This is a genomic window from Acidobacteriaceae bacterium, assembly GCA_035944135.1.
Taxonomy (GTDB): Bacteria; Acidobacteriota; Terriglobia; order Terriglobales; family Acidobacteriaceae; genus Granulicella.
In genome coordinates this window covers 207473-223057 of sequence record DASZBM010000010.1, presented here as the reverse complement: position 1 = coordinate 223057, position 15585 = coordinate 207473, and the positions used below count along the sequence as shown (strand labels likewise).

Annotated in this window: 16 protein-coding genes; 6 read left to right on the top strand and 10 right to left on the bottom strand. The window is 61.1% G+C overall.

The window, feature by feature from the left end:
• Positions 1-80 precede the first annotated feature (80 nt).
• On the bottom strand, positions 81-1475 hold the full coding sequence (locus VGU25_15405) for a serine hydrolase domain-containing protein (GenBank protein HEV2578591.1): 1395 nt from the start codon (positions 1473-1475) through the stop codon (positions 81-83).
• Between the two features lie 21 nt (positions 1476-1496).
• Between VGU25_15405 and VGU25_15400 the strand changes: the two genes are divergently transcribed.
• The 3 genes from VGU25_15400 (at position 1497) to VGU25_15390 (ending at position 4956) form a co-directional block, all read left to right on the top strand.
• Positions 1497-2750, top strand: coding sequence for an SGNH/GDSL hydrolase family protein (locus VGU25_15400; protein HEV2578590.1), 1254 nt, complete (start codon positions 1497-1499; stop codon positions 2748-2750).
• A gap of 48 nt (positions 2751-2798) precedes the next feature.
• Positions 2799-3620: a hypothetical protein gene (locus tag VGU25_15395; protein ID HEV2578589.1), complete on the top strand. Its 822-nt coding sequence runs from the start codon at positions 2799-2801 to the stop codon at positions 3618-3620.
• 130 nt (positions 3621-3750) lie between these two features.
• Positions 3751-4956 carry an MFS transporter gene (locus VGU25_15390; GenBank protein HEV2578588.1) on the top strand — a complete coding sequence of 402 codons (1206 nt, stop codon included), beginning with the start codon at positions 3751-3753 and terminating at the stop codon, positions 4954-4956.
• Between the two features lie 154 nt (positions 4957-5110).
• On the opposite strand, the gene VGU25_15385 is transcribed toward VGU25_15390, so the two are convergent.
• Positions 5111-7042 (bottom strand): 30S ribosomal protein S1, encoded by a 1932-nt coding sequence (locus VGU25_15385; protein HEV2578587.1) that lies wholly within the window; start codon positions 7040-7042, stop codon positions 5111-5113.
• Positions 7043-7376: 334 nt separating this feature from the next.
• On the opposite strand from VGU25_15385, the gene VGU25_15380 reads away from it, so the two are divergent.
• Both VGU25_15380 and VGU25_15375 read left to right on the top strand, forming a co-directional pair.
• Positions 7377-7979, top strand: coding sequence for an HIT domain-containing protein (locus VGU25_15380; GenBank protein ID HEV2578586.1), 603 nt, complete (start codon positions 7377-7379; stop codon positions 7977-7979).
• Positions 7980-8142: 163 nt separating this feature from the next.
• Positions 8143-8487: a hypothetical protein gene (locus VGU25_15375; GenBank protein HEV2578585.1), complete on the top strand. Its 345-nt coding sequence runs from the start codon at positions 8143-8145 to the stop codon at positions 8485-8487.
• Between the two features lie 63 nt (positions 8488-8550).
• On the opposite strand, the gene VGU25_15370 is transcribed toward VGU25_15375, so the two are convergent.
• The 4 genes from VGU25_15370 to VGU25_15355 form a co-directional block, all read right to left on the bottom strand.
• Positions 8551-9045: a nuclear transport factor 2 family protein gene (locus tag VGU25_15370; GenBank protein ID HEV2578584.1), complete on the bottom strand. Its 495-nt coding sequence runs from the start codon at positions 9043-9045 to the stop codon at positions 8551-8553.
• A gap of 214 nt (positions 9046-9259) precedes the next feature.
• A complete protein-coding gene (locus VGU25_15365) occupies positions 9260-9547 on the bottom strand; it encodes a putative quinol monooxygenase (protein ID HEV2578583.1) in 288 nt (95 codons plus the stop codon).
• A 110-nt stretch (positions 9548-9657) separates the two neighbouring features.
• On the bottom strand, positions 9658-10977 hold the full coding sequence (locus tag VGU25_15360) for an adenylosuccinate synthase (protein HEV2578582.1): 1320 nt from the start codon (positions 10975-10977) through the stop codon (positions 9658-9660).
• A 90-nt stretch (positions 10978-11067) separates the two neighbouring features.
• Positions 11068-11577, bottom strand: coding sequence for a DUF1572 family protein (locus VGU25_15355; GenBank protein ID HEV2578581.1), 510 nt, complete (start codon positions 11575-11577; stop codon positions 11068-11070).
• A gap of 58 nt (positions 11578-11635) precedes the next feature.
• Between VGU25_15355 and VGU25_15350 the strand changes: the two genes are divergently transcribed.
• Positions 11636-12055, top strand: a complete 420-nt coding sequence (locus tag VGU25_15350) for a YciI family protein (protein ID HEV2578580.1) — start codon at positions 11636-11638, stop codon at positions 12053-12055.
• 14 nt (positions 12056-12069) lie between these two features.
• On the opposite strand, the gene VGU25_15345 is transcribed toward VGU25_15350, so the two are convergent.
• The 4 genes from VGU25_15345 to VGU25_15330 are packed head-to-tail and all read right to left on the bottom strand — an operon-like array spanning position 12070 to position 15570.
• Positions 12070-13203, bottom strand: coding sequence for an NAD-dependent epimerase/dehydratase family protein (locus VGU25_15345; GenBank protein ID HEV2578579.1), 1134 nt, complete (start codon positions 13201-13203; stop codon positions 12070-12072).
• Positions 13204-13240: 37 nt separating this feature from the next.
• Entirely contained in the window at positions 13241-13801 is a 561-nt protein-coding gene (locus VGU25_15340; protein HEV2578578.1) for a hypothetical protein, read from the bottom strand.
• Positions 13798-14133 (bottom strand): PadR family transcriptional regulator, encoded by a 336-nt coding sequence (locus VGU25_15335; protein HEV2578577.1) that lies wholly within the window; start codon positions 14131-14133, stop codon positions 13798-13800. Before VGU25_15335 ends, VGU25_15340 begins: the two co-directional genes overlap by 4 nt.
• A 57-nt stretch (positions 14134-14190) precedes the next feature.
• Positions 14191-15570 carry an amidohydrolase family protein gene (locus tag VGU25_15330; GenBank protein ID HEV2578576.1) on the bottom strand — a complete coding sequence of 460 codons (1380 nt, stop codon included), beginning with the start codon at positions 15568-15570 and terminating at the stop codon, positions 14191-14193.
• Positions 15571-15585 lie beyond the last annotated feature (15 nt).

Here is a 15585-nt window from a genome sequence, read left to right as displayed (position 1 = left end):
AGGCGCAGAAGGAGGATGTGTCAACTAAAAATTTAGGAGAGGAAGTTTGTTGGCCGCGAGTCGTTACCGCTATCTCTATGTCACGATTTGGCAGTGATGAGGAACTGTTCGATCTTGCCGTCGGGCTGCACGTAGGTGCTGACCGAGATGGTGGTGCCGCTGGAGTAGGTGACGTGGTAGACGCTGCCGGTCATGCCGCCGCGCTGGTGCGTGTAGGTGCGCGTGACGTCGGTGATGGTGCCGAGCGGGGCGAGAGTGGACTTGAAGTCGGCGAGCGCGGTCGCGTTGAAGTAATCATTGGCGTCAGAGGTGAAGAGGGAGCGATCGATATTGCCCTGCTGAAGGCCGGCGAGGATAGTTTTGAGCGTGGGCTCGAGAGTGTCAGGCGACGGCGGTGCAGGCGTGATGCCGGGAAGAATCTGACGCGCGATGCCGACGGCGATGCGACGAGCGGCAGAGGAAGCGACCTCATTGGTGAGGACAACCACAGCGACACCGTCTTCCGGGAAGACCATGTTCTCGGAGACGTAACCGCCGACCTCACCGGAGTGCTCCAGTTCGCGGTGACCGTTGAGGTAGTTGATGTAAGTGCCGAGGCCGTAGTGGGTGTTGTCGCCGTTGGCGAGGATGAAGGGTGTTTCGAATTGCTTGTAGCTGGCGGGCGAGAGGAGCTTCTGTTCCATGATGCCGATGTCCCAGGCGGCGAGCGTGGACGCGGGCATGGCAAGGTCGCCGTCGCCGAAGTACCAGCCGTTGCCTTCGAGCGGCTGCACGCGAACAGGCGCGAGCGCATACGAGACGTAGCCGGTGACCTCGAGTTTTGCGCGGTCGGTGTAAGTGTTGAAGACGCCTTGAAGATGCAGCGGGTCGAGGACGTTTTCGCGGATGAACTGCATGAGCGGTTCGCCGGTAACCTTCTGCACGATGAGGCCGAGGATGACGTAGTTGGTGTTGGAGTACTGCCAGTCGGTGCCAGGTGTGAAGTCGAGCGGCTTGGTGGCCCAGCGCGTGGCGTTCTCCACCGGGTCGGTGTTCTGGCGCCACGCGGGGATGATGTAGTCCTGCGGCGCGAAGTCCTCGTAGCCGGAGGTCATGGTCATGAGGTTGCGGAGGGTGACTTCGTTGGCGCGCGTGAAGTTGGGGAAGTATTTGGCGACAGGATCGTCGATGGAGAGCTTGCCGCGTTGTTGCAGAAGAAGGATCGCATTCGCGGTGAACTGCTTGGAAATGCTGCCGATGGCGTAGGCCATGTCCGGCGTCGCGGGTTTGGCGGGCGAGACATTGGCGAGACCGAAGGCTTGAGCGTAAACGACGCGATCATTTTCAACGATGGCGATGGATGCGGAAGGGACGCCGGTGTCGTGCAGCGCCTTGTTGGCGATGTCAGCGATTTGCTGCTGTGTCTGCGGCGAGAGCTGCGCGGAGCACGTTAGAGATGCAGAAAGAAATAAAGCGAACGCAGGAAAAATGCGCATGCCGGAGGATAGCATTCACGCATGGGATTGCGTTTTTCAGCAGCGTTGACGATAGGTTTCGCGTTGTGCGCGATGTCTGCGCAGGCGTCAGACAAAGCGGCGAAGAAGATCGAGCCACACTGGATTGCAACGTGGGGGACGTCGCAGGTGGGACCGGAGCCGAGTCAGGCGCAGTTGACGGATGCGCAGTTGACGGACACTACAGTGCGGCAGATTGTGCGCGTGTCGGTGGGTGGGACGACTGTGCGGGTGCAGCTGTCGAATGCGTTTGGAACGCGGCCGCTGCGCGTGGATGCAGTGCATGTCGCGCAGGCGAAGTCGCCGGCGTCGAGTGCGATTGATGCGACAACGGATCATCCGGTGACGTTTGATGGACGTGACAGCGTGGTGATTCCGACAGGGTCGGTGTGGGTGTCGGACCCGGTGCAGATGCAGGTGGATCCGCTGAGCGATCTCTCGATCAGCTTCCACTACGCGGAGCCGCCGAGCGTGCAGACGAGTCATCCAGGGTCACGAGCGACTTCATACCTGCTGCATGGGGTGCACTCGGGCGATCCGGAGTTGGTGGACGCAGAAAAGACGGTGCGATGGCTGGGGCTGGCTGAGGTGGATGTGATCGCCGATGAAGCGGCGCGCACGGTGATAGCGCTGGGGGATTCGATTACGGATGGACACGGAGCGACAACGGATGGGAACGATCGCTGGACGGACGAGCTCGCGAAACGGCTGCAGGCAGATAAGAAGCTGCGCGATGTTGCGGTAGTGAATGAGGGGATTGGAGGGAATGCGCTGCTGACGCACGCGCTGGGCGAGCCGGTGCTCGAGCGGTTTGATCGCGACGTGCTGGCGGTGAGCGGAGTCAAGTACGTGATTGTGCTGGAAGGGATCAATGATCTCGGTGCGGTGGCGCGCAGGCCAGCTGCGACGCAGGGAGATCACGATGAGCTGGTGAAGCGCATGGAGGGCGCGTTCGCGCAGATTGTGGCGCGGGCGCATGCACACGGGATTCTGGCTTACGGCGCGACGATTATGCCGGATGGGAAATCCGGCTATTACCATCCGAATGCAATGGATGATGCAGCGCGAGAGGCGGTGAATGCATGGATTCTAGCGCCGGGGCACTTTGATGGCGTGGTGGATCTGGATAAACTGACGCGCGATCCAGCGAATCCAATGCAGCTGAATCCGGCGTTTGATTCAGGGGATGGGCTGCATCCAGGGCCGGTGGGATACAAGGCGATGGGCGATGCGATTCCGCTGGAGTGGTTCAAGTAGCGCAGTTTGTCTCACGCCTGAATCAATGAGCAGATATGCTGTTGGCCTATGTGGGAACAGTTGTGGCGGCGCACGGTAACACTGGTCCGTGAGTATCCGTTGTTGTGGCTTCCGGTCATCGTCGCTGACTTAGGATCGTCCGCTTTAAAGGCGAGCAAATCCTTCGTCATGTTCTACCTTTTGCGTTTTGCGTTTCGCGGCCATTCAGTTCTCGGCTTTGCTACCGTCGACCCTACCGCCAACGGCTTGGCGTATGCCTTAACAGGAGGGTGGGCGCAGGTGACTCGGTTTGCTTGCATCGCGCTGTATGCCGCCGCGTTTCTGGTTACCTCGCGGATGGTGATGCAACAAATGGGTCGACCGCGGAGCGATGGGCGCAACTTGATCGGCGCCTCCCTGCTTCTTGGCCTGCGCGCGTTCCTGTTCGCGATACCTCTCATCCTTGCGAGCTTTCTGCCTATCACTCTTGCTGTTACTTATCCGAGATGGCACCCTATCGTGGCTCACTGGCTTTTTTCTGATCTGCTTGGCCTGCTCATAATGTGCGGACTTGCATACTTGATGGTTCCGGTGGCCCTTCACGCCGTCGCAGAGGTCCGCAGCGGCCAAGCCGGCGGTCATTTGGTTCAAACAGGAAGAACTTGGGCGTTTGCAGGTGTTACTGCTTCCACGAGCCTGATCATCCTTGAGCACATCGTCCTTGGGATCTCGTATGGGACTCATTCGGAGGTTCTGGCGATCCGGGCGATAGCGTCACTGATTGCCGCGTTGCCGTATGCGCCACTGTATGTTGCGTTGAGTCTGCTTGCCAAGGATGAAGAACCGGAGGTGCCACCGGAACACGTTGCGCTTGTTCCGGGTGAGGTCTGATCGGCCTAAAGATTCGGCAGTTAAATGCGGGATAGAACGCCGGCGCTAGCGCGAGAGGACCTCGTACGGAATTGCAGCCACGCTAACCGATGGTAGGCTGTTGGGACTTATTCGCCGGAGTCCTGCAAGCATGCGAAGCCGTCATCGGGTTCCTGTCTGGCTCATGGGTCTCACGAATCTGTCGTACGGTCTGTATGGCGGAGTGGTTGCGTTCGCGGTGCCGCAGCTGCTCGGCGAACGACACGTGCCTGAGACGGCGATTGCGGGGCTGACGGCGGTCGCGTTTTCACCGGGCTTCTGGTCGTTTCTCTTCAGCCCGATTCTTGATGTCCGATTCAGCCGGCGATGGTACGCGGTGATGCTCGCGATCATGGCGTCACTCACGCTGGTGGTGGCGTTTATCAATCTCGATCATCTCGTATTGCTGGAGAGCGTGCTGACGGTGGGCTTCTTCGCGGCGTATTTGTATCAAAGCGCGGTGGGCGGGTGGCTGTCGTCAATCACTTCAGGCGAGGAGGAGAAGTCCATCAGCGTGTGGATGACGATCGGCAATGTGGGTGGGTTTGGTGTGATGGCGATCGGCTGCAACCAACTTGTGCGTCATCTCTCGCCGATTGCGGTCGCAGTGGTGCTCGCGATCTCGGTGCTGATTCCGACGATCCCTTTTCCCTTGATGCAGGCGCCGGGGCCGGACCGAAGGCTAGCCAGCGAATCGTTCTCGAAGTTCTTCGGCGATCTTGTGTCGCTGGTCAAGCGGCGCGAGGTGATCATTTCCATCGTGATGTTCATGGCTCCAGCGGCGACGTTCTCGCTGACGAACTTCCTCGGCAGCCGCGGCAATGACTTTCATGCTTCGCCGGGATTTGTGGGCGTGGTGGGAGGCGTGGGAGTGGCTGCGGGCGGAGTCGTGGGCTGCTTGGTGTTTCCGGCGATCAGCCGCTTTATGCCGCTGAGATTGCTTTATCTTGCGGTGGGGATCGCAGGTGCGTTGTGCACACTGGGACTGATTTTGCTGCCACGTGGTCCGGCATCTTTCGCGATCACTTTGATTGCGGAGAACCTCTTCCAATCGCTGGCGATTACGATCAGCATCGCGATCACGTTTGAGACGATCGGCCGCAACAATCCGCTGGCCTCCACGACCTTCTGTTTCGTTTCTTCGGCGTTCAGTCTGCCAATCTCATACATGCTGTATGTGGACGCGTTCGGATTTGCGCGCGGAGGCATTAGCGGCAGCCTGGCGGCGGACGCGACAACAGGGATCCTCGCGAGTGTTCTGCTTGGCTGCATGCTGCTGTGGCTGGCGCGGAGCCGGCCGAAAGCGGTGATGGTGTGACCTCGCCATGACAGAAAGAAAGGCAAAAGCAAAAGCAGATTCCCTTCGGGAATGACAGAAAAGCAAAGACAAAGCAATGACGAAGGTGCAATGACGAAGGCCGCCCGGGTGGGCGGCCTTCTGTGATCGGGTAAGACTCTTATGTGGTCTTTCTTTACTGGTTCTCGCGCTTCCAGTTGATGAGGTCGCCGAGCGTGGTGGATGAGGAGGACGAGGAACTGGATTGGTTCTTCGACTTGGTCTCCTTGTAGGTCTCGACTTCGGCGCGTGAGGCTTCCTCGCCGATCGCCTTGAGGCTGAGGCCGACCTTCTTCTCGTCATGGCTCATCTTGACGATCTTGAAGTCGTGCTCGTCGCCAACGTTGAGCGTCGCCTGATGGCCGTGCTCATCGACTGCCTCGGAGACGTGGCAGAGGCCTTCGATGCCCTCGGCAATCTCGACGAAGGCGCCGAACTGCGCGGTGCGCAGAACCTTGCCGTGGACGATGTCGCCGACGCGATGCTGCTCGAAGAAGGTGTCCCACACATCCGGCTGAAGCTGCTTGACGCCGAGCGAGAGGCGGCGGTTCTCGGGCTCGACACCGAGCACGACAGCCTTGACCTTCTCACCCTTCTTGAGCACTTCGCTGGGGTGCTTGATGCGCTTGGTCCACGAGAGATTGCTGACGTGCACGAGGCCATCGATGCCGTCTTCGATCTCGATGAAGGCGCCGAAGTCCGTAAGGTTGCGGACGCGGCCCTCGACGACAGCACCGGTGGGGTACTTGTCTTCCAGATGCTCCCAGGGGTTCTCCTGGAGCTGCTTCATGCCGAGCGAGATGCGACGGTCGTTCGGGTTGACCGAGAGGATGATGGTGTCGACCTCATCGCCGGGGTGAACCATCTTCGAGGGGTGCTTCATGCGCTTGGACCAGGTCATTTCGCTGACGTGGACCAGACCCTCGATGCCCTGCTCGAGCTCGACGAACGCGCCGTAGTCGGTGACCGAGAGAACGCGGCCGCGAACCTGCGCACCGATGGGGTAACGCTCGGTGGCGTCGAGCCACGGATCAGGCGTGAGCTGCTTGAAGCCGAGTGAGACGCGCTGCTTCTCTTTGTCAAACTTGAGGACCTTGACCTGAATCTCATCGCCAACGTTGACGAGGTCGCGCGGATGCGTGAGGCGTCCCCAGCTCATGTCAGTGATGTGCAACAGGCCGTCGAGACCGCCCATGTCAACGAACGCACCGTAATCGGTGAGGTTCTTGACGGTGCCGGTGAAGACGGCGCCCTCTTCGAGATGCTCGAGCGTGACCGACTTGCGGGCGTTCTGCTCTTCCTCGAGGATCTCCTTGCGGGAGACAACAACGTTGCCGCGCTTTTTGTTGAGCTTGATGACACGGACTTCAATCTCGGTGCCGATGTAGCCGTCGAGATTGCGAACCGGGCGAACCTCAACCTGCGAGCCAGGTAGGAACGCCTTGATGCCGATGTCGACGGTGAGGCCGCCCTTGACGCGCGAGACCACCATGCCCTTCACCGGAGTCTTCGTGTTGGCCGCCTCTTCGAGCTTGTCCCACACCTTGTGGCGCAGCGCCTTCTCGTAGCTGACGAGGTAGCCACCTTCCTGCTCCTCACGCTCAACGACGACTTCGACCGTGTCACCCACATTGAACTTGGGCGCGCCGGTGTGGTCGGTGACCTGCTCGAGAGGAATGAGACCTTCGGACTTCAGACCGATGTCAACGACAACGTGCTTGTCGGTGATCTTGACGACGGTTCCGGTCACGATCGCCTCTTCGGCGGTCAGGGACTGGGCGGCGTCCTTCTCTGCAGCCTGCTCGCGGTCGAAGCTCTCGAGTGCCTTGGCGAAGTCTTCATCGCTGTACTCGGGTTCGTCGCGCACTGGGGCGGCAGCAGGCGGCTGCGGCGAAACTGCCTCGGCGGCATGGTTTGTCGCCTGAGATGTGTCCTCAACGGTCTGGGTGTTGGAGACTTCGGTCGGCGTTGTCTCGGTGGTCGTCACTTCTTCGGGCGTGGTGGGTTCAAGTGTGGTGTTCAGGGCTGTGCTCTCGGTTTTGACTGGATTCTGGTCGTGGTCGGCCATTCAAACTGCTCCGGATCCAGTAGATGGAATACCGTTCGATACGACTCGGGTCCGCTTCAAGTTGCATCTTTTTGCGGGGCAACGAGGCATCGCCGGCGTTGCGGCCTGAGAAAGACACTGCTCGAGGATTTCGGCGGGAGTGTGATCAAACGACCGTCTGCGACTGGATCCCGCACGCAGCGGCGCAATATCAAGTGTAGCAGCGCAAACCCGTCGGGTCAAATATCGTGAGACGAAAGAAGCGGTGGATTGTGCTTGGGAATGTTGAGGAAAGCGATCGGTCAGACATCTGACATAGGCCGCGTCTCCTTACTCGTCCACCTATACTCTGGCAATGGATCAGCTATGGACGCCGTGGCGTTACGCTTATGTGACAGAGAAGCCTGCGGGCGCGCGCCGCGGTGTGCCCGAGGCGCTGGCGGCGTGGCCGGGAGATCACGGGTGTGTCTTTTGTAACCTGCTGGCCGCGACAGATTATGCGATCGAACAAGGGATGGCGCGAGATGACGCGGAGAAGGCGAGCGGAATCCTGGAGCGCGGAGAACTGGTTTTCATGATGCTGAACGCTTTCCCCTACAACAACGGGCATCTGATGGTGGTTCCGTACAGGCATGAGTCCAGCCTGAGCGAAGTGCCGGAGCAGGACGCGCTGGAGCTGATGGTGGAAGCCAGGCGAGCCGAGCGGGCACTGCGCGCCGTGTATGGGCCGGATGGGCTGAACATGGGGCTGAACATGGGCGCGGCGGCGGGGGCCGGAATCGCCGATCACCTGCATCTCCATGCAGTTCCGCGGTGGGTGGGCGACACGAACTTCATGACCGTAGTCGGAGAAACGCGTGTGTTACCGGAGATGCTAGCGGAGAGCTGGCGCCGGCTTCGACAGGCGCTCGCGGCGGATGCGAAGGAGCGGACCGGCGAGGGGGGCAAGATCGCATAACCGCCGGAACGCTGAACTGTGCATTGCTTGTGCAGATACTTTGGGGGAAGTGTGGAATACCGGTAGGCAATTCAGGAACCGAACTCAAAAAAAGGAACAACCCTTAAGTAACTAACTCTCATCTGATGTGGAGGGGCATGTCCAAGTCCCCGAAGGAGAGCCAATGAGAGTTGAGAAGTCGCTCGTTGGATCTACGCCTAACGAAGTCCCTGTGCGCGAGGTTCCGCGCGAAGCAATTGGCTGGAAGCGGGTTGTACATGGCGGGGTGGCGTGGACCGCCTCCGCAAAGGCCGATAGTCTTCATCAACCTCAAGATGGCGCGCAGGAAACCGGGACACTGTATACCGCGAGCACGCGTATGGCGCTTCGCGAACCTGAAGACGCACAACTGACCGGCGGAACACGCTCCCTGATGCGGCGAGTGATGGGATTGAACGTGACGTCAGCCGGATTACGCAAGGCACTGCCGCGATCTCTGGCGGCCAAGTCTCAGGCGCAAGTTGCCTGAGACAGCACTTTTCTAAGTAAGAGTTCTAACAGGAATGAATGGACATGAGGCGTGCGTGTGCGCTTAGTGCTCCTGCGGTGTGTGGGAGTCTGCCTGCGCGAGCCGGCTGGGCACACGCGTCGCCTCAAAACTGGTGATCTTCCAGGTAGTGGTGCCGCTGAGGCGCTGATAGACACGTGTGTACCGGAAGCTTCCGTGGATCGGGCGTCCGTCGTTGGTGCCGTCTACCTGCACCAGCGAGGTCACGATGGCAGCATGCTGGCTGATCAGCTTGATTTTGACGTCGGAGACATTGAGCGAGCTGAGCGCGAGATTGTGGCTGCGCATGCGATCGAGCTGCTGCGGCTTGGTGACGACCTGTCCGCTTGCAGTGATGCCCAGGTAATCGTCCGAGAGCAGGCGGTCCATCGCCTCGATGTCATTGGAGAGAATGGCGTTCTTCCACTGCGTCTCTAGCGCCTCAATCTGGTCACGCATGGTATGCGAGACCCGGTGAGGGCCGGCATAGAGCGGCAGCGAGACGAGCGACAAGGTCAAGCCGAGCAACAGAGCGCGCATTGGTCGAGTTACGAGGCGCATTTGCGTACCGGATAGTAGAACGCCCAGCGCGGCGAGTCAAAGAGCCTTTCGTGGGATTCGACGCCTCGCTAGAGGTACACGGGTTGGACGTGGCTTGCAGGTGATTGGCTGCACGCCCGTTCGGCCGTATCTATCTAATGACAAAGAGATGACAGCGAACGATGGCGTGTGACATCCGCCGCGCGACTACGGTTCAGGCGAGGGCGTCGAGCATCTCGAGCGAGCGAACCAGCATGCGCTGGAACAGGCCGCCGATGGCATACATGGCAAAGTGCGGCGAGTTGCGATGGGCGTCGAGCGCCGCCTGATCGCGATACTGCTCGTAGATGACGATGGTGTCGGGATCCGACTGGATGTGGTGGGGAACGTAGGTGACGCAGCCGGGCTCCTGCCGCGAGGCGGCGGCGAGCTCGCGAAGGATCGTGGCGATCTCTTCGCGATCTTCAGGGCGGAAGGTCATGCGGACGGTGAAGGAGACCATGAGAGTCCGGAGAGACCAGGGATCAGAAATCAGAGAACAGAAGTGTACGCCGAGTTCGCAGCGCGCTGACGACGGACAATCTCTGATTTCTGTTCTCTGATCTCTGGCAGCTACCCCAGCGCCTGATCAAAACCGTTGACCATCATGGTCTCCGCGCGGTCTGGACCGGTGGAGATCATGCCGATGCGGGCGTTGGTCTCCTTCGCGATGAAGGTCAGGTAATCCTGCGCGGCCTTGGGTAGCTTGTCGTACTGCGTGATGCCGGCGGTCGAGGACTTCCAGCCGGGCAGTGTCGTGTAGATGGGCTGGATGGACTTGAAGCCGCGGATGTCGGCCGGGATGACGTCGGTGATCTTGCCGTCGATCTTGTAGTGCGTGCAGACGGGGATCTCCGCGCACTCGTCCATGACGTCCATCTTGGTGACGACGAGCCACTCGGTGGAGTTGATCATGTTGGAGTAGCGAAGCAGCGGGAGGTCGAGCCAACCGGTGCGGCGCGGGCGGCCGGTGACGGCGCCGTACTCCTGCCCGCGAGCGCGGAGCAGCTCGCCCTGCGAGTCGGAAATTTCTGTCGGGAATGGGCCTTCACCGACGCGGGTGACGTAGGCCTTCGTGACTCCGATGACGGTGCCGATGCGCGTGGGGCCAACGCCGGTGCCCGTGACCGCGCCGCCGGCGGTGCAGTTCGAGCTCGTCACGAACGGATACGTCCCGTGATCGATGTCTAGCAGCGCGCCCTGCGCGCCTTCGAACATGACGTTCTGGCCTTCGTCGATGGCCTTGTTGAGCAGCACGGCGGTGTCGGTGACGAAGGGCGCGATCTGCTCCGCGTAGCGAACGTAGTCCTCGTACATCTGCTTGGGATCGAGGGGCTCGGTGCCAAACAATGCGTGCGCGATGGTGTTCTTCTCGTGACAGGCGTTGTTGATGTGCGTGCGCAGCAGCGAGGAGTTCAGGAGGTCGGCGACACGCAGACCGTTGCGGTGGATCTTGTCTTCGTACGCCGGCCCAATACCGCGGCGCGTAGTGCCGATGGTCTGGCGGCCGGGCGCGGTCTCTGCGGCGAGCTCGATCATGCGGTGATAGGGGAGGATGACCTGCGCGCGGTTGGAGACAAAGAGCTGCTTCTCCTCGGGACGATACGCGGGAAGGCCGGCGTCCTTGAGCTTCTTGACCTCGGCGAGGAAGGCCGCGGGATCCAGCACGACTCCGTTGCCGATGACGCCCTTGCAGCCGGGGCGCAGAACGCCGCACGGAATGAGCTGCAGCACAAACTTCTGGCCGCCAATGATGACGGTGTGGCCGGCGTTATGACCGCCGGCGTAACGGGCCACGATGTCGAACTTTTCGCTGAGGACGTCGACGATCTTGCCTTTGCCTTCGTCGCCCCACTGGGCGCCGAGAATCACGGCGGACTGCTTTTTATTCACGAGGGATTAGCTCTCAGAAGGATGGGTTCGCGCGTGGGGGAACGCGCGCCCATGCTTGATTTTACCGCAGTTCAGCGTGGTTGGGCGGCATCAGCGTTTGCGCGGCATGGACAGGTCAAGATCCGCACCGTACATCTGCTTGGTGAGGAGGACGATCTGGCCGGTGTGGTAATCGAGGTGGCTGACGACCTTGTAAATGGCGTCGAGAATCGGCGTGTGGCGCCAGGTACCGTTGGGCTGAGGATCGATAATTTCGGCGAGGCGTTCATGCGGCAACGTAGCGACAATCTGGCGCGCCTCATCGAGGATTGTGGTGAAGTTTGCGAAGGCTGTCTTCGAGTCAATGGACGGCGTGAGGGTGAACTCATCGTCGCGGCGGCGAACGTCTTGCTGGCCCCCGATGCCGTGCAGAATCCACTGCCGGATGTTGCCTTCGAGATGCAGCAGCAGGTTGCCGATGGAGTTCTCATGCGCGCCGCCACGCTGCCAGATCTGTTCCTCCGTCAGCTTGCCGAGACAGCTGGCGATGTCGCTGTGAAGCGACTGTATCTTCGTTGAGGAGAAGGCGAGGAAGTCCGCGGCAATATCGTGATCAGCCATTTCGGAATGATAGCTCGTAACTTCTGCGCGGCGCCCAAACACTGGTAGAGTGCTGTCCATGATCAGCTCTCGACTTCGCGCGTGGATGTGGTGCGCAGCGCTGTTTGTGGTGGCGCTGGGCTCCGTGATGATGCAGGCTCAAGACACGACGGCGCCCGCTGCGGCTTCGGCTGCGACGCAGGCGAGGCCTCAGCAGTTTTATCTGAAGCTGGTGCCCCCGCGGCCGACGTTTGCCACCGATATGACGCCGCACGAGCAGGACCTGATGCAGCAGCACGCAGCCTATTGGGCTGAACAATTCAAGACGGGCAAGGTTCTGATTCTTGGGCCGGTGATGGATCCGAAGGGCGTATTCGGCATCGTGGTCGTTGAGTGCACGGAGGCCGAGGCGCACGCGATGGCGGACGGCGACCCAACGGTGAAGGCCGGTCTGAACCACTTCGACGTAATGCCGATGCATGTTTTCCTGCACAAATAAAATCGGCGGCCGCCTCAGGTTGTGGCAACGCTCTGCACAATCCCTTTGGCGCGAAGGCCGGCTTCGATCTCGGCGAAGTAGTCCTTGATCTCACCTTGTGTGCGGATCCAGTCGATGTAGCGCGCGATTCCCTGCTCGATCGTGACGGACGGTTCGTAACCGATCGCGCGGGCGCGCGTGATGTCAGAGATGAGCGAGCGAATTTCGCCGGGACGGAACTCGCCACGAGCGAGCGGCTCGATGTTGATGTTGAGCTGGTCGGCGATGATGTGCGCGAGTTCGCGCACGGACGTTGCGCGGCCACTGCCGACGTTCACCGGAAGTCCGTCGAGCGCATCGGACTCGGCAGCGAGGAGGTTGGCTCGCGCAATGTCCTCGACGAAGCAGAGGTCGCGCGTCTGGTTGCCGTCTTCATAAAGGATCGGTGGCTGGTTGTTGAGCAGGCGCGTGCAGAAGATGGCAATGACGCCCGTATACGGGTTGAACAGCGATTGCCGCGGGCCGTACGTGCAGGAGTAGCGCAGCGCGACGGTCGGAATGCCGGTCTGCTTGCCCCACAGAAGCACGAGGCGCTCCTGATCAACCTTCGTGAGCGCGTAAACCGTCTCGCCACCGCCGGGCGTGGACTCCGGTGTGGGGATGGATGTCGTGGGCTCGTTGCAGATCGGACAATGGACGGCGAAATCGCCGCGCCGGAGTTGGTCTACATCTCTGATCGCCGGATTTACGTGGCCGTGGATGGGACAGAGCGCGGCGCCTTCGGAGTAGACGGCTTGCGAGCTGGCAACCACAACCTTCCTGATCGGCAGCCTGTGATCGCGGATGAGCTCGAGCATCTGCGCCGTGCCGAAGCTATTCACGAGGACGTACTTCGCCATCTCCGGCATATAGCCGCCGTAGGCAGCCTCGTGGAAGACAACGTCGATGTCCTGCAGTGCGGCAAGCATTGCAGCGGGATCCTGCACATTGGCCTGCACGAATTCGGCGCCGGGGTTGATCCAGGCAGGCTTGCCGAACTTGTGCGTGTTCGGCTCCAGATTGTCGAGGATGCGAACGCGCCAGCCCTCGCGGATGAGCAGGTCGGTGATGTGCGAACCGATGAGGCCGGCGCCTCCGGTGACGAGGGCGCGCTTCTGATGAGCAGCCATGCGTTGATGGTATTGGATGCGTCTGCGGCCAGATGCTTCAGGCGCTCGCTGGCTGGCTCCGGAGCAACGCGCGCCATGTCAGCGCGGCCTGGATCATGAGCAGCGAGGCGATGATGAGGATGTAGCCTTCCCAGGAGTGATCCCCGCGCAACATCGATATAAGGGCGCTTCCGCCGCGCCACATGATGGCAACTGCGCCGAGGGCTGCGGCCCAGCGCAACCACGCGATTCGCCTGAGCGGGAGCATGACAAGCGTCAGTAGCGCCTGCCCAACGATGAGTCCCGCAATCGCTTCCTGCTGAAGCAAGTTGCCGTGGCGCAGGAGGATGCTCATGGTTCCAAGCCAGCAACCGCATGCTGCCGTAAAGCAACACAATCCAACCAGGCCGGGCGTTTTGCCGTAGGCCCTCATCGCTGCGCGCGGAGCGAAGCTCGCTGTCTGCAGCGCGAACCAGGCGTTCGCACGCAATGCGCCATCGCGGCTGCGGCGTTCGACATACGCCTCGAGCAGATCACCAGTGACGGACTCGTGATCGCGAGGAGGAAGCAGAGCGAGAAGAACGTGCTGAAGCGACGCGGGTGGCACAGGACGTTTCATGAACGAACCTCGATGGGCCAGCGGATTGAGTTCCAGAAAGATTCAAGAGTGGAGCGCGCCTCTTGCAGAGCGCGCGAGCCGCCGGCTGTGACGCGATAAAAGCGCCGCTTGCGGCCACCTCGCTCCGGGGTTCCGGCGCGCAGTTTCGAAGCAACGAGGCCTTTGGCTTCGAGACGATCGAGCGTGGCGTAAACCGCACCGGCAGCGATCGTCCGCGAACCGGAGACCGCCTCTTCAATCTCCCGCAGGATCGCGCGGCCGTAAGCGTCTTCGCCCTGCCGGAGCACGGCGAGGAGAACGATCTGCTCGAAAGTGCCGAGAAGCTCCGCCATGCCTACAATGTAGACACACTCCTAACTCGGCGTCAACTGCGAACCGGCAAACGCTTACTACTCGTCGTCCATGTCGGCCGACTCAATATATGCGCCTGCCGGCACCGGCTGCGCTACCGGCTGGCCATCGCGCTTATACACGATGCCTCCCTTCATGACCCACTGGACGTGCTCCATCGTGGTGATGTCATGCAGAGGGTCGCCGTTGACGGCGATCATGTCGGCGAAGCAGCCTACGCGAATGCAGCCGGCAGAGCCGGTGACACCGACCAGGTCGGCTGCATTACGAGTGGCGGCAAAGAGCGCGTCGGCCGGCGTGAGGCCGGCATCCACCATCAGAGCGAACTCGTGTGCGTTGTTGCCGCGCGAAGTGTCGGTGCCAAACGCTATCTTCACGCCAGCCTTGTACGCCGCGCCCAGCATGCCTTTCATCAACGGCGTAACCTCGAGCGCCTTCTGCGCGGCGGAAGGATTGAGCTGCTCCGGATGGTGCAGCGCCATCTCATGCACCTGGTCGGCGACTAGCAGCGTGGGTACGAGATACGTGCCGTGCTCTTTCATCAGGCGGAAGCTCTCGGCGTCCGCGTAGGTGCCATGCTCGATGGAGTCAACACCATTGCGCACGGCGGAATCGATCGCAGCTTTGCCGTGCGCGTGCGCCGCGACCTTGAGTCCAAGGTTGTGCGCGGTATCGATCGCCGACTTGATCTCGGCATCGGTCATGGTCTGCACCTTCGGATCGTCGCCGATGGAGAGCACGCCGCCGGACGGCATGATCTTGATCACCTCCGCGCCGCGGCGGCGATGCTCGCGCACCTGCTTGGCGAACTCCTCGGGGCCGTCCGCAATGGAGCCGCCCCAGTTGCGGTTGGTCCATTCCGGGTCGATGCCGTTGCGAGGATCGCTGTGTCCGCCGCTGACGGAGATGGGTTCGAGCGATACGATGATGCGCGGGCCCGGCACCCAGCCACGATCGATGTCGCGCTTGAGAGCGAGATCGACGCCACCCGATGAGCCGACGTTGCGCACAGTCGTGAAGCCCTCGAGCAGCAGCTTGCGCGCCATCGCCGATGCGCCAATCGCCACCTCGAAGTCCGAGATGGTGAGGCGCGACTGGAAAGGATTCATGCCGAGCGAAGGAGGGCCGCCCATGTGCTTGTGCGCATCGATGAGGCCGGGCATCAGCGTCTGATCACCCAGTTCGATCACCTCAGCATCGGGCGAGCCGGTAGTGCCCGGCGCGACGGAGCTGATGCGGCCATTGGTAATCGTGACGGTGACGGGACCGCTCAACGTACTGGAGTTGCCGTCCAGCATGTGCGCTGCATGGACCACGATGACCTTAGCCGGCGCCGGCGAGTGCGCCGGAGCCTGGCCGAAAGCAGAGGCAAAACAAAGCGTGAGTAGAGACAGAACAGCGGTCACAGAGCGCGGCACGGCGATCTCCTGATG